Below are 21,807 nucleotides of genomic sequence, written 5' to 3'. Positions count from 1 at the left end.
AAAAGCCGGAAGAATACCAGCTTTTTTCTTCATGATTAATTTGTCACTTTAAACAAACGAATACTCTCTTCATATGCAGCTTGTAATTTTTTCGTAATTGGTCCTCTTTCACCAGCTCCAAACTGTTCATCACCAATTTGAACGACTGGGAATATTTCAAGTGGCGTCGCTGTAAAGAAGCACTCATCAGCTTCATATACTTCTTGTAATGAAAACTCTCGTTCTTCTACTTCGATATGTAACTCTGTCGCTAATGTAATCACGTAGTGACGTGTAATACCATGTAAAATTAAATGATCCGCTGGATGTGTAATTAACTTATTATTTTTCACGATAAAGAAATTGGAATGACATCCTTCAGTCACAATGCCACCTCGTACTAATATTGCTTCTTGATACCCTTGTTCATTTATTTTGTTTTTGATCATGATATTAGGAAGCAAATTTAAAGATTTTATATGGCAAAACTTCCACCTGATGTCCTCTTCTACTGTTACCTTAATCCCTGCCTCCATTGAAGCAACTGGTCTTGGGAACGAAACAAGATTTGCAAAATATGTCGGTTGTAAATCTGATTCATATACATGATTGCGCGGTTGTGCACCTCTTGATATTTGTAAATATACATTCCCATCTTCTTGAAATTGATTTTTTTCAATCATTTGATATAACTCTTCTACTAATTCTTCCTTCGTAAATGGTGGAATTAGTTTTATTTCTGCCATAGAGTTAAAGAATCGTTCTAAATGTAAATCTAATAAATGAGGCTTGCCATCGTATAGTCTAAATACTTCATAAATACCATCACCAAATTGGAAACCGCGCTCTTCTAATGCGACCATCGGCTGTTCTTCCTTCGTATTAATCATTCTCCCATTAAACAAGATCCAATCTTTATGAGTAGCTTTCATTCTTCCCCACTCCTTTATCACATGATTGATTTTATTGTACAACTTATGTCACCCCGAAAGAAGGAATTTTCTGTATTTTCACAAACAAAAAATACATCACTTCGTAAAAGTGATGTATTTTATCATTTATTTAAGGAAATATTTTTCAATATCATCTAACATAAGATTTGCAGCTACAATACCACCTGCTGTATTCCAAATCACTTCATCTACTTGGAATACTTTATTATTTTTAGAAGCCTGTAGTTGCTTAAAGAGTGGATCTTCTGTCCATTCCTTCGCTAACGAATTTCCTTCATTATTCTTATCTGCATCTTTATCAGACGTGAAATAGAATAAGTAGTCTCCGTCCATATTTGGAATCTGCTCTTTTGTAATTCCTTTTATCGCAAAATCATCTTTATCTTGTAATGGTGGTCGTTTAAATCCAATATCATTTAAAACAACACCCGAGAATGAGTTTTTTTGATAAATACGAACATCACCTGGCACGAAACGAATAATAGAAACTTTAGAATTCAATTTATCGCCTAACTTCTCTTTCATTCCTTCAATGCGTTTTTTATAATCATCAAGAGCTTTTTGCCCTTCTTTTTCTTTATTTACAGCTTTTGTATAAAGTGTAAAGTTTTCTTTCCAATCACCGCGTAATGTTTCTGCATAAACAGTTGGTGCGATTTCTTTTAGCTGATCATATATTTTTTCATGACGCATTTTATTTCCGATAATTAAATCTGGCTTAAGCTTCATTACAGCCTCTAAATTAATATCACGTTCAGTTCCTACAACTTCCGTGTTTTTTAACTCTTTCGCTACATGAGGATACCATTCATCACCAGCACGTGGTTTCGTAGTCCCCACTGGCGTTACGCCCACAGCTAGGAGAGCCTCTGCGCCTTCATTTGTTAAAACAACAACTTTTTTAGGTGTACCATTTACTGTCGTTTCACCCATTGCATGCTTTACCGTATATGAATCTTTTGCTTTCGCTGATATATTATTTTCTTTTTTCTCTTCTTTACTACATCCTGCAATTACAACCATGAGTATCATAATGCAGAACATAATTAGTTTTTTAGTATGTATCATATGTCCTCCCTAGATGAAATCGATTATCATTAACATTTAAAGATTAATGTATCTTATATACATTGTCAATGTATATAAGAAAACTTTTTTAATATATACTATTTAGATTCTATCCGCTTTTCTAATGTTTCTTTTTAAAACATAGTGCATAAGTATGAAAATAAATGTTGTTATTAAAATGCGTATCCTTGTTATACATAACAAGGATACGCATCCATATTGCATTATCATTTTAATTCCTAATATTGAGTATATTTAATATACGCTGGGTCATTATATACCCACTGATTTCCACCAAGGTTTAACCAACCATTTTCATTTATATATACTAAATAAGATTCTGGAGAATTTAATTGGCGGATAACTGCAGATGTAGTTGATGGACCACTTCTTAAATTTACATTCATCCCTTGTATATATGCAACCCCAATCGGGCTTCCATCACTATTGCTTGTCTTTACAAAATTAATGTACGAAGGATCATTATACACCCATTGCCCATTCCCCAAATCTAGCCATCCGTTACTTTCCTGATATACAACGTAAGATTCTGGAGAATTTAATTGACGAATAACTGAGGAAGAAGTTGATGGACCATTTCTTAAATTTACATTTTTCCCAAGAATATAAGCGATTCCCTTCGTTTGAGGTGTCGGTTGTGGGTTAGGGGGTTGTGGATTTGGAGCTACTCCAAAAATAGCTGCTATTCCATTTGCATACGCTTGACTTAGATCTTCAATAAATTGTGGATTTTTTAATAAATTTGCATCAAACGCTGTATCAATAAAAGCAGTCTCAGTTAAAATTGCATCCATTGTGGTTTCTCTTAATACCGCATAATTTTCTTTTTTTGCTCCTCGATCACGAAGACCATATTTTGTTAATACAGGATTGACAGCTGTATGCATTTTTTGTTGCTTTGCATATGCAGTGCTGCTATTGGATAACGCATTATAAATATAACTTTCAAAACCTGTACCCCCGCCGCTATTAATATGAAATGAAATAAAATAATCCGCACCAAAAGCATTAGCAATATTAGCACGTTCAGATAAAGAAATAAACACATCACTATCACGTGTCATTTTAATTGTAATTGGGTAATTTACCGTTAAAATGTCTCGAACGCGTCTAGCAATTTGAAGTGTTAAGTTTTTTTCTACTAAACCATTACCAACAGCACCAGAATCATATCCACCGTGCCCTGCGTCTATAACAAGTTTCATTTTATTGCCCCGCCCCTTTCTTGTAATATGTTTGCATTGCTACTCGTCCTATTTTATGTGAAATGTACAAGTTCTGTTACAATTACAAATAAAAAAACGCCTTATGTAAGGCGTTTTCTATCATCTTGCTTTAACCAATTTAAAATAAATATATACGATTGATAGTGAACATAACGTATGCAAAATAAAATAAATAAAAGTGTTATTCCAGCACCACTATAAAGTAAACCGAACTTTAAAAAAACATTCACAAGTGGTGGAAAGTTCATTAGATTTTGTAATGTACTAAGCATACAAAACATAATGAAAAAGACAGGGACGTATTGTAATTCATACGGCTTTTTTTTCTTACTCATTCTTTTCCGAATGAGTATATGACATAATTCTGCTACTATAAAGCACCCTCCAATTAATACAAGACCAGAAGTCATCGTCATACATCCACCTGCCTTATATTTATTTTATCGCATAAGTAATCATCGTTATATTTTCTTTACATACTCTTCATCTTCTGAAGTAAAACCAAAACTCTCTATGAAAGACTTCGCCTTTTCTGTTAATTCCTCTTGTAGCACTTTTATTTCTTTCACATTTCTTTGTTTCATCATTTCTTCAAATGTAAAATACGTATTTGCACCATAACCGTAACCTTGGTAATCAAAATGAATAATTAGCTGTGATAAAACAGCTCGTTCCTCTTGAACACTATAATCTATTACACCAATATATGTATCATCAACTTTCACACAGTACTGTACCTTTTTCTCACCTAAACTATGCGATTTAAACATTTCTTTAACAACGCTTTCATTTTCTACAGTAACTTTCTCAAACGTAATCATATGTTGTCCATCCTTTTACTATTATTGTATCAATAATACTTCCTATTTATGAAAAAAACCTTAAGACCGTATGCGATCTTAAGGTTTTTCTAATTAAACTAAGCTATACGCACGTTTTGTTTCTTCATGGAACTTATTCGTATCGTATTTATGCTCAACATAAATTTGGTGCCATACCATAAACGCAAGGACAGTCCAAATTTTACGGCTATAATCGCCTTTATCTGCACAATGTGCTTCCAGTAAGTTTAATACATACTGTTTGTCGATTAAATGCTCTGTTTTACTCTCGTTTATAATATTGATAGCCCAATCATGCATTTCGTCTTTTAACCAGTGACGAATTGGTACTGGGAATCCAAGTTTTTTACGATCTAATACGTGATCTGGAACGATTCCGCGTGCTGCTTCACGTAAAATAGCTTTTGTAGTTCCGTTAGCAATCTTAAATTCAGTTGGAATTTTAGATGCAACATCGAATACTTCTTTATCTAAGAACGGTACACGAAGTTCTAATGAGTTTGCCATTGTCATTTTATCAGCTTTTAATAAAATGTCACCACGTAACCATGTGAACATGTCAATGTACTGCATTTTGCTTACATCATCATAATCTTTAATCTCGTTATACAATGGTTTCGTGATATCCATATAGTTAACACTTTCATTGTAATACTTCATTAATTCAACTTTCTCTTCTTCACGGAAGATTTTCGCGTTTCCATAGTAACGCTCTTCAATTGGCGTACATCCACGCTCTAGGAAGCTCTTACCTTTAAATCCTTCTTTAAGAGCACCACTTAATGCTTTTAGAACGCTCTTACCTGGGCTAGGAATGTAAGAGAACATTTTTAGTGAGTTTGGCTCACGATAAATGTTATAACCACCAAATAGCTCGTCTGCACCTTCACCTGAAAGAACAACTGTTACATGCTTACGTGCTTCTTTTGCAACGAAGTACAATGGTACAGCTGCTGGATCTGCTAAAGGATCATCCATATGCCAAATGATTTTTGGGAACTCATCCATAAACTCTTTCGCTGAAATGAATACGTTATGGTTTTTAACGCCTAATTTCTCAGCAGTTTCTTTGGCAACATCAACTTCACTGAAACCACGTTGTTCAAAACCAATAGAGAATGTTAAAAGATTTGGATTCATTTCTCTTGCGATAGAAGCGATAATAGATGAATCGATACCACCAGATAAGAATGAACCTACTGGTACATCACTGCGCATATGCACTTTTACTGAATCGTATAACACATCACGAATTGCTTGGATATGCTCCTCTTTCGTTGCGCTTGAAGCATTGAAATAAGGTTTCCAGTAGCGATGGATCTCCATCTCTTTACCGATTTCTTTTACGAAATAATGACCAGGCTCGATTTTATTAACATCAATTGTTAATGTTTCTGGCTCTGGACCATATTGGTACGTAAAGTAATGTTGTAGTGACGTTGGATTAACTCCTTTATCTTCCATCACATGCATAATACTTTTCTTCTCAGATGCGAAGAATGTAGTATCACCTTGTTGTGCGACGTATAAAGGTTTAATACCGAAGTGGTCACGTGCACCGAAAAGTTTCTTCTCTTCACGATCCCAAATCATAAATGCAAACATACCACGAAGATAGTCTACACATTTTTCTTTCATATGTGCATACAATGCAATGATAACTTCTGTATCAGATTGTGTTGCAAACGTTGCACCTTTTTCAAGTAACATTTCACGTAATTCTACATAGTTGTAAATTTCACCATTAAAAATAATTACATATCGATCATTTTCATAAGTTAGCGGCTGATGTCCTGCCTCTAAGTCAATGATACTTAAACGGCGGAAGCCAAATTGTACATGTTCATCACGAAAATATCCTTCGTCATCTGGACCACGGTGGAAAATCATCGTGTTCATATTTTCAAATTGATGTTTTTCTGTTTCTGAAAACTCTCTAGGGTTTTCACATAAACATCCTACAAAACCACACATACTTCTTACCCTCTTTCGGTTTTCATTCTGTTTCTATACTACTATATCAACCCTATTTATACTAGCATAATCAACTGAATATGGCGACCAAAAACTATAAAAAAATCACTCCATTTCACATTTTTAACAATTTTTTATGAAAACATGAAAACTAGGCACTCACCTTTCTCCGCTTTTGTCATATGATATTGCAAATTGATTTCTAGGAGGGAATACCATGAGTGAAGAAAAAAAAGATTCTTCTCGCCCACCGGTTCGTAATTACTTAAAGCAAATTGATGATTTCTTCGAGCAAACACCTCTTCGCAATGTAATCGCTGATTTAAATCATTTTTTCCAAAAAGGAAACCGTTTATTAACATTCCCTGTAGATTTATATGAAGTTGGTGAAGAACTCGTTGTTACAGCTGAACTACCAGGTATACAAAAAGAGCAAATTCAAATTGAAATACAAAGTGAATACTTAAAAGTCTCTGTAAAAGAAGAGATACTCGAAGAAGAAGAAACATCCCATAACTATTATCGCCGGGAACGTTCCATTTCAGAAGCATCAAGATTGATTAAGTTGCCGTATTCAATTAATAAAAAAGCAGCAAAAGCTTCTTATCAAAACGGCGTATTAGAAATTCGGGCGCCGAAACTTCCCCAACAACATGACATTTTATCCATAGACTAATGCAAAAAAATAAGGGTGCTATGCACCCTTATTTTTAATCCACTAATCGCTTCATATCACGTATAATGTCTTCGTATGGCGTATTACTAATGCCACTATACTTTTTCATTACTTTTCCGTTTTGATCAATTAAATAAAATGATGTACCATGCATGACCTGACCATTCTCCGGCTTATCTACAAGTGATTGGAAATTATCTTTTGAAAACTTCGTAATATCTTCTAACGAATATCCCGTTAATAAATTCCAGTTACTAGTATCCTCTGTAAACTTTTGAATAAAAGCTTTCAGATTTTCTGGTTTATCAAGGTCTGGATCTACACTAAATGAAACAAACTGAACGTCTATCTTCTCTTCTTTTGCCATCTTTTGCAGCTTGGCCATATTTGCAGTCATTGGTGGACAAACTGTTTGACAATTTGTGAACATAAAATCTGCAACCCAAACTTTCCCTTTTAAATCTTTTGTACCAAATTGCTTTCCATCTTGATTTGTAAATTGGAAAGTTTCTAAATCCCAATTTAATGGTTTACGAAGCTTTGAACCTGATTCACTACATCCAGCAAGTACAAAGAGACAAAATACAACCATAAGACCAATTATTTTTTGATAACGCTTCATTTATAAACCTCTTTTCTCTATCCTAAATTTAAATAGGTTATGTTTATAATAACAAAAGTTAACACTACGAGAAAATTGTTTACTACATTTGTTCACGAAATCGTACGAATTTACGTATGTTACTTCTTTATTTCAAGCGAATTACTAGACAAAATATATTTTTTTACTATTATTTCTATAAATAGAATTGATAAAACTAATTTTATTGTTACTTTTGTAAATACCTCTCCCTATTTTTTAACAATTCCTTAAACATTAATCCATGTTTTACACTGTATTCCTTAACAACATTTCGGTACAATACAAATACAACGATTGTAAATGAGGTGATGTTCATGGCAAAGCGCTATGAAAATATGGATAATGTTAGTACAAAAAAATCAATTCGCTCTTTTTTACGCTGGCGTAAAGAACGAAAGCAAAACAAAAAAGATTTTTCTTTCTTAGTAGAACAATCACCCGTTAAACAAAGTGCATTTTTGCAAAGTAATGTAAAAAAAACGACTGTCACATGGATTGGGCATTCTACTTTTCTTATCCAAACGAATGGACTTAATATATTAACAGATCCAGTATGGGCCAATAAATTAAAGCTAGTTACAAGACTTACAGAACCTGGACTCTCTATAGAAGCACTGCCTAAAATTGATATTGTCCTTATTTCACATGGTCATTATGATCATTTAGATTTTTCAACTCTTCGTCAGTTGAATGATGATGTTCTATATCTTGTACCTATCGGATTAAAAAAATTATTTACTCGTAAGAAATTTAAACATGTAGAAGAGTATAAATGGTGGGAAAGTACGATAATTAACGAAGTTTCTTTTCACTTCGTACCTGCTCAGCACTGGACGAGAAGATTCTTATTTGATATGAATACGTCTCACTGGGGCGGATGGATTATTGATAATGAAACGACTATGGAGACCATATATTTTTGTGGCGACAGTGGCTATTTCCAAGGTTTCAAAGAAATTGGTGAACGCTTTTCAATTGATATTGCTCTTATGCCCATTGGCGCTTATGAACCAGAATGGTTTATGAAAGTATCTCATGTTTCACCTGAAGAAGCTGTGCAAGCTTATTTAGATTTAAACGCTACGCATTTTATACCGATGCATTACGGAGCTTTTGCGCTCGCCGATGAAACACCTCGTGAAGCAATAACTAGACTTCGAAATAATTGGAATTTGCGCATGTTACCATGGGAACAACTGCATGTACTCTTTTTAGGCCAAACTTTTATTTATAGTAACACAACAAATGATAAGCAAGTAAATGAAAAAATTGAAACTTTACATGTGTAACGTAACGACTGATTTTCTATATCCAACATATAATATAGAAAATCCTATAATGAAACTTTAATCAGTGGGAGTTTCTTTATCCCCACTGATTATTAACCTTCACCAATCGGGCTTTTACGGACAGCCCGCCACCTAACCTCTTTGCTCCAGCTAAATTTTGAGGTGGGAGTTTTACTGTCCGCAAATAGCGGGATAAAGGGTGTTATCTATGAATGAATATTTACAGACTCGCTATATCATTAGCGGTAGTGCCTGTATAGCTCTTCTTATTTCTTACTTTCTATTTACATAAAAAAGCTACTTGAAATATATTTTCAAGTAGCTTTTTTATTACTCTGCTAAATACATAAATCCGATTGCACCTGGACCTGTATGAGTACTAATTATAGGCGTTGTATAGAAAATTTCTGATTGAGCAAACCCACTCACTTTTTCAACCGCCGCTTTCATACTTTCAGCTAAAGGAATTGCTTTCGCATGCGGAATTGCAACAGCCTTTACAACTTTTCCAGCTGTATCTTGCTCAAATAACTTAGCTAATGTTTTTACAATTTGGCCTTGGCTACGAACTTTCGTTACAGGATTATAAACACCGTCTTCAAGACTAGCAATTGGCTTTATATTAAGTAGCGAACCGATAAACGCTTTTCCTTTACCGATACGTCCACCCTTCACTAAGTTTTCTAATGTATCTACTACTACATATAAACGAGTATTCTTTCTTACTTCATCTACACGTTTTAAAATTTCTTCTAGTGAGCGTCCTTCATTTGCCATTTTTGCAGCTTCAATTACTTGATATGCTAAAGCATGTGTAATAAATTGAGAATCAACAACTGTTACTTTTGTATCGGTCATTGATGCAGCACTATTTGCAGTTGCTACAGTACCACTCATTCCACTTGTCATATGAATGGAAAGTACTTCACTTCCATCTTCACCTAACTTGTCATACATTTCTACAAATGTACCCATTGCTGGTTGTGATGTTTTTGGTAGTTCCTCTGATTTAAGCATTTCTTCAATAAATTCATCTGGTTGTAGATCAACGCGATCTAAATATGTTTGTCCATTTACAGAGATTGATAATGGTAGAACATGAATGTCATACTTCTCGATTACCTCTTGTGATAAATCTGCTGTTGAATCTGTTACAATTTTAATTTTTTGCATATTATATTCTTCCCTTTCCAATACGCTCTCCTTGTTATTATACTAGTATTCCCAATGCTTTCAACAATTTGGAACGAAATTTCATCAAATTAATTATATTTTTATATCTAAAATGAAAAAGACAGAGCTCCTAACCCTGTCTCTACTCTATATCATGCATTTTTTTCAAGAGTATTTGTTTTATATACATTTAAATAATCATTCCACTTCAAACAATTTTGTAAATATTCACGGAAAGAATATGAAAATCTTGGATGTTTTTGTTTTTGAATTTTTGCAATAAATAATTGAAGACGAGACTGAATTAGAAACGATAATGGATGCTGTGCCTGTAGGACAGGGATTTCGAATATTTTAATACAATCCCCTGTTGAATGAGTGAAATAAAAACTTTTCGTAATCACAATATCAATCCTCTTTTTCATTGGATTTTTGAACTTCCTCTACTTTGCGCTGTAAGACGTTGTTTAAAGTGGAGTAAAATCAGACTTATATGATTTCTGTAGTCCTTATGGCTAGAAGATACTCTATTCATCTCCACCTAATCCATCTTCCCGTCCTAAATATCCCTGAGACGGGAACCTCATTACCCATCAATTGTTTAATACATTTAGTATAAGCTTATAAAAGCGCAAAGTTTGTCTAAATTTTGGAGATTCTATAATTTTTTTCTTCTATATATTGTATACGTTTATAGCTATAGTATAACAAATAAATAAAAAAGTGCCTTTATAACGAGGCACTTTTCGACTGCATTTCTTCTCTTTTCTTTTTTCTCTTACTAACAACCTTTGATAAAGCAATACTTACTTCATAAATACAAATAAGCGGCACCGCAACTAAACTATGAGATAAAAAGTCAGGCGGTGATATGCAAGATGCAATGATAATCAACGCTACGTAAGCATACTTTCTTATTGTTATTAAAAATTCCGCCGTAAGTATTCCAATACTAGTTAAAAACATTACAACGACTGGCAATTCAAAAATCACAGCAAATGGAACTGTTAAATTAAGTACAAAATGAAAATACTTTTCTGTCGTAAACATCGTATTAAACATTTCATTACCTATAGTAGTTAAAAAGTGAAATAGAAACGGCATTACAATAAAGTATCCAAAACATAAACCTGCGATAAATAATATAGACAATACCGGTATATACATTATTGTCACCTTTTGTTCATTTGGATGTAAACCCGGTTTTACAAATAACCAAATTTGTATAGCAGCAAAAGGAATTGTACAAACGATAGCAAATACTGTAGCAATCGAGAAAAAAATCCACAATACATCACTTGGACCGAGAACAGTTAATTTCATTGGTAAATCTTTTACAAGCCAAAAATAAATATCCTTTGTAAAAGTAAATCCAATAATTAAAAATAGTACAAAGGATAACACCGTATATATTACTCTTTTTCGAAGCTCAACAATATGTTCTACTACGCTCATTTCCCGATCTTCCATCTCGTTCACCACACTTTATTTATCCATTACAAGGAAAATACATTACAGTTTTTCTTTCTTTTCCTTTTCTTGAAATGCGTCATCTGTCAATTCTTTCGTTGATTTTTTAAACTCTTTTAACGTTTCCCCTAAAGCCTTCCCGATTTCCGGCAATTTTTTAGGTCCAAATAAAATGAGTACTGCTACTAAAATTAAAATTAACCCTGGAAAGCCAATATTTGAAAACATTTCCCCATCCCCTTTATTAGTAGTTTCCTTGTCCTACTATTACATAATTTTATTTTGTCAAAAAAGTTTGAAAACGTCAACAAATCCATTGCCTTTTGTCAAAAAAATTAAAAAATATAATCAATTATACAAATTTCATTTTCTATTGCTCTTGTGTATGATATGGTAAGGGAAATGACATATTATTTTATGATAGTAGAAAGGATTTGCATTATGACTGAAAAAATGACACGAATGACCCAATTTGTAAAAGAAGAAATTGCAAATGCAATTACACATGGTATCGGTGCCATTTTAAGCATCCCTGCCTTAATCATATTGATTATTCATGCTTCTAAGCACGGTACCGCATCAGCTGTAGTTGCATTTACTGTTTATGGTGTAAGTATGTTCTTACTGTACTTGTTTTCAACATTGCTACATAGCATTCATCATCCTAAAGTAGAAAAAATATTTACTATTTTAGATCATTCAGCCATTTACTTATTGATTGCTGGCACGTATACTCCTTTTCTACTTATTACACTTCGTGGCCCATTAGGATGGACGTTACTTGCTATTATATGGACACTTGCAATCGGAGGTATCGTCTTCAAAATTTTCTTTGTACGTCGCTTTATAAAGGCATCAACTTTATGTTACATCATAATGGGATGGCTCATAATCGTTGCTATTAAACCACTTTATGAAAATCTAACTGGACATGGTTTTTCACTACTTTTAGCAGGTGGAATTTTATATTCTGTCGGAGCTATATTCTTCCTTTGGGAAAAGCTACCTTTCAACCATGCCATATGGCACCTGTTCGTTTTAGGTGGTAGTGCGATGATGTTCTTCTGTGTACTCTTTTACGTCTTACCTACAGCATAATAAAAAAGGTTTCAGCTTACTATAAGCTGAAACCTTTTTTATTACTTATGTAATTGTGATGCGATAACTTCCTGTGTATGCTTCGTTAATTCTTTAATATCCATATTCGCATAATCTTCAGGTGTAATCGGCTTAGAAATTGTTACTGTTGCATGAGCTGACTTCATACGATTTCCATTCGCTTCAAACATCTTATATGTACCATCTAACGTTACAGGTAAAATTGCTACACCTGATTTTACTGCAAGATGGAAACTACCAGCCTTAAACTCTCCAACTTCGCCACCTTTACTTCTCGTTCCTTCTGGGAAAATTACGATAGAATGTCCATTCTTTAATAGTTCGATTCCATCTTTAATTGCTTTAAGAGATTGACGACGATCGCTACGATCCATAAATACACAATTCATAAGTTCCATCCAAGTTGGTACAACTGGGAACTTTTTAATCTCTGCTTTTGACACGAATCCAATTGGTTTATTTAAGTAACCTAGTAAAACAGGAATATCCATATTACTTTGGTGATTACTTACAACTAGTACCGGCTTGTCTTTCGGAACATTTTCAAGCCCTTTCACTTCTACTGTCCCTCCAGCTACACGTACCATTTTCTTACCAAACCAATTTGTCGTTTTGTACACAGCATTATCTTTTTCTTTTGGCGCCATCGTATTTACTTGTCTTTTAAGACGCCACATTCTCGGTGTAATCGCAATTACAATTAAAATTAAATAAAAGATTTTAAAAAACGTTTGAATCATACAGAACCCCCACCTATTATCATTCCGACCTTCATTATACTAGACAAACGAAGGAAAAAGAAGAAAAAAAGTCCAAACAGCAAGTGTTTGGACTTTTTAAGCATTCTATATTAGAAACGTTTTGCTAATTCACGAGCATTAGCAATTGCCGCTTCTTTAATTTCTTGTGCTTTTTCAGGGTTTGCATTCATACCTTCAACTGCAATATAATCAGTATCATTTACACCGACAAATCCTAATACAGTTTTTAAGTGATTGCGTCCGAAGTCTACAGCTGCGTATGCTCCTTCAGAATATACGCCACCTGTTGCTTGAATGTGAAGTGCTTTTTTACCTTCTAATAAGCCGACCGGACCATTTTCAGTATATTTGAATGTTTTACCTGCGATTGCTACGTTATCTAAGTATGCTTTTACTACTGGTGGATAGCTAAAGTTCCACATTGGAGTTACGAATACATAACGATCTGCATGCATAAATGTTTCTAAGTTTGTGTTCATTGCTGCTACTTTTTGTTGTTGAGCTTCCGTTAAAGTTTCAAAGCCTTCACCTGCTGCAAATTTACCCCAAGCAGCAAATACATCTGCATCAATTGCTGGTACTGTAGTGTTGAATAAATCAATTGTTACAACTTCGTCTTGTGGATGTTCGTTTTTATAAGCTTCGATGAAAGCTTCCCCCACTGCCATTCCGAAAGAACCTTCTGCTGAATTTGGATTTGCTGTAATAAATAGTACTTTTGTCATTGTATTCTCTCCCTTTTTTCTCTTTATCTTTAATTCAAGATTTGTTTTTTTAAAGTTAATAACTTACCTTATGTAAGTATAATACAAAAAGTTTTAATCAATGTCAATAAAAAATAGCTACTTTTTTTTCGTAAGTTAATGATTTACTTTGTTTCTTTAAAATTCAGTATACAGATATTAAGAACTCTTTCATATAAAAAGGCTACCTCTACAACTTATAGAGATAGCCTACTATTACATATTATTTTTGAAATACATGTTTTACTTTTTCAGCTGGAATATTACTTCCGCCTCTACCTTTTACATCTTCAATCATCATTGTAATGACCATATCTGGGGAATTTAAATCAAATGCAGCGAACCAACCTAGTTCTTTTCCTTCGGCCTCTTTTGATACTTTTAATTCCGCTGTACCTGTTTTTCCAGCAAGAGTCATGCCATCAATTTTAGCAATTTTCCCTGTACCATCTGGATCATTAATTACTTTCGTCATTGCAGTTTTTAATATATCCTGATTTCCTTTAGAAATTACATTTTCTTTCCAAGCTTTTGGTTGTTTATCTGTTTTAATAATATACGGTGACGGAATCGTTCCATCATTTACAATTGGCGCATACGTTAAAGCTAAATGAAGAGGAGTCATTAATACTTGTCCTTGTCCATATCCCGTATCTGCCATTTGAATATCATTTTTAATGCCGTCATTTGCAATTTTAGAAGCAGGGAATCCATATTCAATTGGTAGTTTCTCATCGAATCCGAATTTTTTTGCTTCACTCATAAACTTGTCTTTTCCGATTTTCAAAGCTTCTTGTGCGAAGTAAATATTATCCGAGTATTTCATCGCCTTATCAAGATCAATCGGATTTGCATCTTTCACACGTGTTACATAGTAATTACCCCAAGAAGAATCTTTTGTCCATTTTAATCCTTCAATTTTCAACTCTTCTTTTGGATCAATCGTTTTCGTTTCAAGACCAATTGCAGCTGTAATAGGTTTAAATACAGAACCTGGTACCGACAATTGTGTAAAGCGATTCGTCATCGGTTTTTTCGGATCATTATTCCAAGCTTCGCGTTGTGCCTTCGATGTCCCTCGTGCAATTATATTAGGATCATATGCTGGACTACTTACTAGTGCAATTGTTTCTCCACTTTTCGGATTAATTGCTGCACTTGAACCAGCTTCGCCCTTCATTTCATTATACGTTTTTTCTTGAACAACACTATCAATAGTTAAAGTTACATTTTCTCCATCAACAGTATCTGTTTTTGCCAAGTTTTTAATTTCTTTTCCTTGCGCATCTTCTACAAAGACACGGCCACCTTTTTTACCGCGTAGCTTTTCCTCTAATACTTGCTCTAAACCAGCTTTACCAACTGGGTCATCAGCTTGATAGCCTTTCTTTTGTAGCGTTTTTAAATCTTCAGCATTTACCTTTCCAATATAACCAGTCAGATGAGCTGCCGCTTCCCCTAACGGATATGTACGAACATTTACAGGTTTTGTTGAAACACCTGGTAAATCAATGTACGTATTTTGTGTTGCCCCTTCAGGCAAAATTCCAATTGGTACGAGATACCCTGGTTTTACCCATTTAGCAGCTAATTTTTGATCAATTTCTTCTACAGACATATTTAATAACTTCGCTACTGTTTCTTTCGTTTGCGGAGCAGTATCGCCTAACTTTTCAGGAATCAATCCGATTTCAGAAGCTTTCCCATTCGTTGCAAGACCTTTTCCATTACGATCGTATATTTCACCACGTTTTGGCTGTGTTGTCTGCATACGCACTTTACTATCTTTCGTCATGCCTGGGAAAATAAAATCAGGAGTCCAATCTATTTTCCAAGATTCTTTATCTCCATCTTTTTCTTTCACCATTTTTGCTTCATGACCAAATGTAATTTTACCACCAACTGTATCCATGCTTACTTTAAAAGGAACAGGGCCTTCATCTTTTTTATCTTCTTTTACTTCCCCTGTTTCTACCTTTAAGTCTTTCACTTCGATACCAGAATAAATTTTTTCATATTTCTCAGTAAACTCTTTCTTTGAAATATCTTTTTTTGCATTTTTTGATAGTTGATCATACATATCTGCAAATTTTTGTTTATTCCACGCTTTTACATATGTATCAAACGCTTCTTGTGGTTTTTCTTCTTTACCACATCCAACTAACATGAATGTTAAGCAAAGAAAAAGAATCCCCCATATCTTTCTCAATCGATTCTCCTCCTCTTTCTATATTAGTACTTTTGAAAATTTTAGCATTTTTACATGCTACCTATCATTATAGCACTATCGAATCTCATCTATAAACTTATATTGGTGAATATAAATAAAAAGATTGATGCGAATTCTCACATCAATCTTTTTTATTATTGTTGTTTCTCATATACATGGTAATAATACGTATACGGGTTTTTTTCATCCGTTAAACCTTTTTCTACAAAAATCTCTTTCCAATTTGTCATATCTATTTCTGGGAAGAATGTATCTCCTTCAAATGCATGATGGATTTTTGTTATATATAACTTGTCTACATAAGGTAAAAAGAGATCGTAAATTTGCGCTCCACCAAAAATAAAAATCTCTTCTTCATTTTTACATAGTTCGAATACTTCTTCTACAGAATGAACAACTTCACATCCTTCAACGTGATATCCTTCATTACGAGTTACAATAATATTACGTCTTCCAGGCAGCGGTCTACCAATCGCTTCATAGTTCTTTCTTCCCATAATAAGCGGGTGACCCATCGTTGTTTTCTTCACATATTGTAATTCACTCGGTAAACGCCAAGGTAAATTATTATCTTTACCAATTACTCTATTTTCGTCCATTGCGACCATAAATGAAACAATCATTTTTTCATCTCCTCTACAATTATACTGCAACCGGTGCTTTAATTGCTGGATGCGGATCGTATCCTTCAATCGTTAAATCTTCCATTTCAAAATCGAAAACAGATTTCACATCTGGATTTAATGTAAGTTTCGGGAACGGACGTGGTTCACGTGCCAATTGCTTTTCTACTTGTTCAAAATGATTTGTATAAATGTGTGCATCACCAATTGTATGAACAAATTCCCCTACTTCAAGACCACATTCGTGTGCAATTAAATGTGTTAGTAGTGAATAACTTGCGATGTTAAATGGTATTCCAAGGAATATGTCACCACTTCTTTGATATAGCTGACAAGAAAGCTTTCCGTCCGCTACATAAAACTGGAATAATGTATGACAAGGGGGTAATGCCATACTTGGTACGTCTTCAGGATTCCAAGCAGAAACGATTAAACGACGTGAGTCTGGTGTTTTTTTTATCATTTCAATTACATCTTTTAATTGATCAAGTGTCTCACCAGCTGTCGTTTTCCAAGCTCGCCACTGTTTACCGTATACGTCTCCTAAATAACCATATTTATTTGAGAAATCATCATCTTCTAAAACGTTCTTTTTAAACAATTCCATCTGCTCATCGTACTGTACTTTAAATTCTTCATCTTGTTGTGAGCGAAGACCAAAATCCGTCATGTCAGGACCAGTATACTCATCACTTTCTACCCAGCTCTTAAACGCCCATTCATTCCAAATGTTATTATTATGCTGCAATAAATAGCGAATATTTGTATCACCTTTCATAAACCAAAGTAGTTCACTTGCTACAAGGCGAAACGGTACTCTCTTTGTTGTTAATAAAGGAAAACCTTTACTTAGATCAAAACGCATTTGATATCCAAATACAGATACAGTGCCTGTCCCTGTACGGTCTTCTTTCTTCGTACCATGTTCCATTACATGGCGGCATAAATTTAAGTATTCATTTTCAGCATGTTTCATATGTAGGAAAACCTTCTTTCAATCGTATATGCAATTTATCATAACATGAAAAATGATAAATTTAATAATCCTAATTAATAAAATTTCTTGCGCTAATTCTTACAAAATTATTAACTTTCCAAATATAAAAAGGTTTTCATTTTCTATTACCGAAAGTATAGTGCGGTAGAACAAAATTTATATTTGGAGGTTAGAAGTATGTCTAAAATTGAAACGCCTGTTATGACTTCTTTACAAACAACGGTTGAAAAAATGATGAAGGATTTAAATGTTCCTGGTGCTGCTGTCGCTGTTATAAAAGACGGTGAAGTTATTATTTCAGAAGGTTTCGGCTATCGTAATATAGAAACAAAAGAGGCTGTTACACCGAATACTCGATTCGCAATCGGTTCCTCAACGAAAGCATTTGGCACACTTTCATTAAGCTTGTTAGCACAGCAAAAAAAGTTTAATTGGGATACCCCTATCCAGTCTTATATACCTAACTTTACTTTATCTGAACTACTTGCTAGCTCACAAGTTACAGGACGGGATTTAGCTTCTCATCGAACTGGAGTGAGTCGTCATGAGGCTCTTTGGTACAGTTCTTCCTTATCTCGAAAAGATCTCGTTGAAAAAATAAAACATTTACCACTTGATGCACCGTTCCGGACTGCATTTCTATATAACAACTTAATGTATGCAACAATTAGCTACATTGTTGCATACATTACAAATCAAACGTGGGAGCAATACACTACAGAACATATTTTAGAACCTTTAAATATGAGACATACAAACTTCTCTGTTAACGATTCACAAACTACAGATGATTATGCTTTACCTTACATTGAAAATGACGGTGAAATAAAAGCAGTTCCATTCCGTAACATCGATACAGTTGGCGCTGCTGGGTGTATTAATTCCACAATTGAAGATATGGCAAATTGGGTACTTCTCCACTTAAATGAAGGAAAATTTGGAGATCATGAATTAATCTCCTCTGAATTATTACAACAAATGTATACACCACACAATTCAATTCCAGACCAACCGGTTTTATCACTCCCTGAATCTCCATTAAATAGTTACGGTCTTGGTTGGTTTATTAGCGCTTATCGTGGTAAAAAAGTGATTCATCATGGCGGTAATATCGATGGATTTTCAGCGCTTGTTTCATTCATACCAACAGAAAACATAGGCCTTGTCATTTTAACGAATGCTGGAGGAACATTACTTCCTACTTATCTCGCTAATCAAATTTATGACGAACTACTTGAATTAGAATCCATTGATTGGCATAAGCGTGCTGTAGAAGATACTAAAAAAATGAAGGAAATGATGAAAGAAGCAACTGAATCCCTCCCTGAACAAATTAAAGGGACTACACCTTCGCACAAGTTAGAGGATTATACTGGTACTTTTGAACATCCTGCATACGGAACATTACAAGTATACAAACGAGATGATTCGTTATATGTACAATTTATGGAAATGGATATTCAATTAGGGCATCATCATTACGACATCTTCTCCGCAAAAGTTGACTTATTCCAAATGAAAATGAGCTTATTATTCGCTTATGAAATGAATGTAAGTGGTGAATTCCCATCCCTTCAGTTACATGTACCAACTACATTAAGTACTCAGCCGCTTACATTTAAGAAAATTAAATAATTATTTTAATAGAGGGAAGATACACTTCCCTCTATTTTTATATTAATATTCTCATCCAAATAAAGGATTTTACGTATAGAACAAGGAATCCTTTTATTTAGTTATTTAAACTATAAGGAGGAAAAGCATTGTACACAGAAATCTTCAAAGAAGTTGTTTCGATTACTCATCACGATTATTCCGGTTGTATTGATAAAAAAGGATGGGATGATCCTACTACATATTTACAAACAATTGAGCAACTAGAGAAGCAAAGAGATTTAACACCAGTACAATTCACTGAAATTGTAAATGATTACTTATTAGACTTCAAAGACAATCATATGTTTTTCAAAATGAGCTCTAACGATCAACCTCTTAACAGTGTTGGCTTCCAAGTGAAAAGATACGAAGATCACCTATATATTACATCTACTTCACAAGAAAAAAGAGTAAAAAAAGGACAAACTATCGTTGCATTAGATAATATGAAAATTCCTGAGCTATTAATAAAGTATAAAAAGTATGTAAATGAGAATACATATGAGCGTGAAAAATGGGACTATGTTTTATTAAAATCATCAAATTGTACACTTATAGATAAAGATGGAGTAACCGAAACCATTTCTTTACAAAAATATAAACAAAGCGAATACACACCTATCTATTCATTAAAAAAGTACAATAAAAATACACTCTTAATTACTTTAACTGACTTTGCAAATGCTGCAGCTATTAATCAATTAATCGACTCATACAAAAACGAGCTGGATTCTTTTCAAAACTTAATTATAGATGTGCGATTGAATCGTGGTGGAAGTGATGATGCATTTTTCAACGTACTTCCTTACTTATTTGAAGACAAAGAAATTTCTCTTTTCGATTCTTCAAATACAATGCAATTAAATCATACAGAACGAAATTATTATTTACGAATGCAAGACTTTGAAAAAGATTACGATTCTTCAGACGACCTTTCAAAGTTAGTCGCCGATATGTTTATTCACGATTTAAAAGAGAATTATAAAAAGGGCCTTGTTGCATTTGATACATCTAGACTACCAAAAGAACTCCAAACTTTGAAAATACACGGACGAACAACACCAAGTAGAGTAGCCGTATTAACAGATGTTACATGTGGAAGCTCTGGTGATTCTTTTGTAGAAGCAACAAAAAAATCACCGAAAGTAAAAGTAATAGGTCGTCCTACTGCTGGTTTAAATGATTATTCTAATTTAGCAGTAATGGAATGGGCTGGTACGTTCGCTCTTTACTATCCTACTTCACGGCTTTCTATTATAGATAAAGGCAAAGGAATGTCCGGAATTGGAATACAACCTCATATACATATTCCATGGACTCCGGAACATATACAAGAAGATGTGGATTTAAAGTTAGCATTACAACTACTTCAAAATGAAGAATGGTAAAAAATAAAGGTAGGTGCGAATCACACCTACCTTTTCTATTTCATATCAATCTTATCTGGTTGAAACCAACTTGGTTTTGATAACTCAAAGTTTTTATGATCTTCCAATACAATATGAAGACGCTCTAACATATCATCCAACATATGTGGTGCGGCTCTTAATGTCCAAACAACTGATGAGAAAACTGTCATGCCAACGTACACCGCATATAATTTCCAGAACTCCTCTGGTATTCTCCTATTAAAGTATCCTTCTATTTGTCCGATTGAATACGGAATACTAATGTCCCTTGCAAATAGTGCAATTTTCACGAAATCATGCAGTGGATCGCCCCAGTCATAACCATTAAAATCAACTACACCTACATATTTCCCATCCCGTACAATTATATTTTCTAAATGAAAATCATCGTGTTGAAATCGATTTGGGCGATCCTTTACATACATTTCATTTTCATCTATAAACTTAATAATCTTATCATCATTTTTTATTTTTATTCCGCATGTTTTGTATGCTTCTAAATATTTACTATGTTTTTTCATTGCTCTTTCATGCCATGGAAGTATATCATTAGGAGCTTCATATGTATGCATTTTTGCTAAATCTTTTCCTGCCTCTATGCCAATATCATATTGTTCTTTTGGTGAATACGTAGGCAATAGCTTCTTCGCATCTTCCCCTTCTAAATACGAAAAGATGCCATAGCATAAACCTTCTTCTGCCAACAAACCCATTTCAATTGGTTTTTGTGCTTGCACACTACGATTTTGCATTTCATTTAAAATTTGAAACTCTATTTTCTTTCTTTCATACTCTTTTATATCGCCTGTCCGCAATAAATATTTATCATTATTTGCATTCGTAATTACATATTTCTTATCTGGAGAGAAACCTTTAGAAATTTCTTCAATATTCGCTGCATCTTTTACAATTTGTATATTGTTTTGCCGTGCTGTAATTATCTTCATATCTATTC

22 protein-coding genes are annotated in these 21,807 nt (G+C 33.8%); 5 read left to right on the top strand and 17 right to left on the bottom strand.

The genetic code is table 11. The features are described 5' to 3' along the window. Positions 1 to 35: 35 nt before the first annotated feature. The 6 genes from dat to asnB all read right to left on the bottom strand — a co-directional run bounded on the left by dat (position 36) and on the right by asnB (position 6,063). Positions 36 to 911, bottom strand: a complete 876-nt coding sequence (gene dat, locus ACTJJY_RS21750; protein ID WP_106822127.1) for a D-amino-acid transaminase — start codon at positions 909 to 911, stop codon at positions 36 to 38. A gap of 126 nt (positions 912 to 1,037) precedes the next feature. Next, entirely contained in the window at positions 1,038 to 2,000 is a 963-nt protein-coding gene (locus ACTJJY_RS21745) for an ABC transporter substrate-binding protein (protein ID WP_440606512.1), read from the bottom strand. Between the two features lie 239 nt (positions 2,001 to 2,239). After that, a complete protein-coding gene (locus ACTJJY_RS21740) occupies positions 2,240 to 3,226 on the bottom strand; it encodes an N-acetylmuramoyl-L-alanine amidase (protein WP_440606511.1) in 987 nt (328 codons plus the stop codon). 101 nt (positions 3,227 to 3,327) lie between these two features. Then, positions 3,328 to 3,657 carry a hypothetical protein gene (locus tag ACTJJY_RS21735; RefSeq protein WP_000200465.1) on the bottom strand — a complete coding sequence of 110 codons (330 nt, stop codon included), beginning with the start codon at positions 3,655 to 3,657 and terminating at the stop codon, positions 3,328 to 3,330. A gap of 51 nt (positions 3,658 to 3,708) precedes the next feature. Continuing rightward, complete coding sequence (locus ACTJJY_RS21730) at positions 3,709 to 4,068, bottom strand: GNAT family N-acetyltransferase (RefSeq protein ID WP_000627519.1); 360 nt, start codon at positions 4,066 to 4,068, stop codon at positions 3,709 to 3,711. Between the two features lie 93 nt (positions 4,069 to 4,161). Next, positions 4,162 to 6,063, bottom strand: coding sequence for an asparagine synthase (glutamine-hydrolyzing) (gene asnB / locus ACTJJY_RS21725; RefSeq protein ID WP_000333826.1), 1,902 nt, complete (start codon positions 6,061 to 6,063; stop codon positions 4,162 to 4,164). Between the two features lie 217 nt (positions 6,064 to 6,280). Between asnB and ACTJJY_RS21720 the strand changes: the two genes are divergently transcribed. Then, on the top strand, positions 6,281 to 6,739 hold the full coding sequence (locus ACTJJY_RS21720; RefSeq protein ID WP_023521831.1) for an Hsp20/alpha crystallin family protein: 459 nt from the start codon (positions 6,281 to 6,283) through the stop codon (positions 6,737 to 6,739). A gap of 34 nt (positions 6,740 to 6,773) precedes the next feature. Here ACTJJY_RS21720 and ACTJJY_RS21715 read toward each other — a convergent pair whose 3' ends face one another. Beyond that, positions 6,774 to 7,361, bottom strand: coding sequence for an SCO family protein (locus ACTJJY_RS21715; RefSeq protein WP_000833332.1), 588 nt, complete (start codon positions 7,359 to 7,361; stop codon positions 6,774 to 6,776). Positions 7,362 to 7,696: 335 nt separating this feature from the next. On the opposite strand from ACTJJY_RS21715, the gene ACTJJY_RS21710 reads away from it, so the two are divergent. Then, complete coding sequence (locus ACTJJY_RS21710; RefSeq protein WP_440606510.1) at positions 7,697 to 8,671, top strand: MBL fold metallo-hydrolase; 975 nt, start codon at positions 7,697 to 7,699, stop codon at positions 8,669 to 8,671. A 330-nt stretch (positions 8,672 to 9,001) separates the two neighbouring features. Here ACTJJY_RS21710 and ACTJJY_RS21705 read toward each other — a convergent pair whose 3' ends face one another. From ACTJJY_RS21705 to ACTJJY_RS21690, 4 genes are all read right to left on the bottom strand, one after another. Next, the gene (locus ACTJJY_RS21705) at positions 9,002 to 9,844 is read right to left on the bottom strand and encodes a DegV family protein (RefSeq protein WP_021036079.1); all 843 of its coding nucleotides are present in this window, start codon (positions 9,842 to 9,844) and stop codon (positions 9,002 to 9,004) included. Between the two features lie 152 nt (positions 9,845 to 9,996). Continuing rightward, positions 9,997 to 10,248, bottom strand: a complete 252-nt coding sequence (locus ACTJJY_RS21700) for a DUF2535 family protein (protein ID WP_000629012.1) — start codon at positions 10,246 to 10,248, stop codon at positions 9,997 to 9,999. A 325-nt stretch (positions 10,249 to 10,573) separates the two neighbouring features. Further along, positions 10,574 to 11,314, bottom strand: a complete 741-nt coding sequence (gene tatC / locus ACTJJY_RS21695) for a twin-arginine translocase subunit TatC (protein ID WP_440606509.1) — start codon at positions 11,312 to 11,314, stop codon at positions 10,574 to 10,576. Positions 11,315 to 11,356: 42 nt separating this feature from the next. Continuing rightward, positions 11,357 to 11,542 carry a twin-arginine translocase TatA/TatE family subunit gene (locus ACTJJY_RS21690; protein ID WP_000492442.1) on the bottom strand — a complete coding sequence of 62 codons (186 nt, stop codon included), beginning with the start codon at positions 11,540 to 11,542 and terminating at the stop codon, positions 11,357 to 11,359. A 213-nt stretch (positions 11,543 to 11,755) separates the two neighbouring features. Here ACTJJY_RS21690 and trhA point away from each other — a divergent pair, with 213 nt between their 5' ends. After that, positions 11,756 to 12,412 carry a PAQR family membrane homeostasis protein TrhA gene (gene trhA / locus ACTJJY_RS21685; RefSeq protein ID WP_000136889.1) on the top strand — a complete coding sequence of 219 codons (657 nt, stop codon included), beginning with the start codon at positions 11,756 to 11,758 and terminating at the stop codon, positions 12,410 to 12,412. A gap of 41 nt (positions 12,413 to 12,453) precedes the next feature. Here trhA and ACTJJY_RS21680 read toward each other — a convergent pair whose 3' ends face one another. The 5 genes from ACTJJY_RS21680 to ACTJJY_RS21660 form a co-directional block, all read right to left on the bottom strand. Beyond that, entirely contained in the window at positions 12,454 to 13,173 is a 720-nt protein-coding gene (locus ACTJJY_RS21680) for a lysophospholipid acyltransferase family protein (protein ID WP_065228784.1), read from the bottom strand. 110 nt (positions 13,174 to 13,283) lie between these two features. Continuing rightward, positions 13,284 to 13,919 (bottom strand): FMN-dependent NADH-azoreductase, encoded by a 636-nt coding sequence (locus tag ACTJJY_RS21675; RefSeq protein ID WP_000170028.1) that lies wholly within the window; start codon positions 13,917 to 13,919, stop codon positions 13,284 to 13,286. Between the two features lie 241 nt (positions 13,920 to 14,160). Further along, the gene (pbpC, locus tag ACTJJY_RS21670) at positions 14,161 to 16,146 is read right to left on the bottom strand and encodes a penicillin-binding protein 3 (RefSeq protein ID WP_440606508.1); all 1,986 of its coding nucleotides are present in this window, start codon (positions 16,144 to 16,146) and stop codon (positions 14,161 to 14,163) included. Between the two features lie 155 nt (positions 16,147 to 16,301). Then, entirely contained in the window at positions 16,302 to 16,790 is a 489-nt protein-coding gene (locus ACTJJY_RS21665) for a dihydrofolate reductase (RefSeq protein WP_000637205.1), read from the bottom strand. Between the two features lie 19 nt (positions 16,791 to 16,809). Continuing rightward, positions 16,810 to 17,766, bottom strand: coding sequence for a thymidylate synthase (locus ACTJJY_RS21660; protein ID WP_000679600.1), 957 nt, complete (start codon positions 17,764 to 17,766; stop codon positions 16,810 to 16,812). Between the two features lie 198 nt (positions 17,767 to 17,964). On the opposite strand from ACTJJY_RS21660, the gene ACTJJY_RS21655 reads away from it, so the two are divergent. Together ACTJJY_RS21655 and ACTJJY_RS21650 are read left to right on the top strand one after the other, a co-directional pair. Beyond that, on the top strand, positions 17,965 to 19,422 hold the full coding sequence (locus ACTJJY_RS21655) for a serine hydrolase (RefSeq protein WP_440606507.1): 1,458 nt from the start codon (positions 17,965 to 17,967) through the stop codon (positions 19,420 to 19,422). 128 nt (positions 19,423 to 19,550) lie between these two features. After that, positions 19,551 to 20,831 (top strand): S41 family peptidase, encoded by a 1,281-nt coding sequence (locus ACTJJY_RS21650; RefSeq protein WP_440606506.1) that lies wholly within the window; start codon positions 19,551 to 19,553, stop codon positions 20,829 to 20,831. A gap of 35 nt (positions 20,832 to 20,866) precedes the next feature. Here the strand turns inward: ACTJJY_RS21650 and ACTJJY_RS21645 are convergent, their stop codons facing one another. Then, positions 20,867 to 21,799, bottom strand: coding sequence for an aminoglycoside phosphotransferase family protein (locus ACTJJY_RS21645; protein WP_440606505.1), 933 nt, complete (start codon positions 21,797 to 21,799; stop codon positions 20,867 to 20,869). Between the last annotated feature and the right edge of the window lie 8 nt (positions 21,800 to 21,807).

Origin of the sequence: Bacillus sp. 22475 (assembly GCF_052044835.1) — a bacterium.
GTDB lineage: Bacteria > Bacillota > Bacilli > Bacillales > Bacillaceae_G > Bacillus_A > Bacillus_A cereus.
This window is presented reverse-complemented; position numbering and strand designations above follow the sequence as displayed.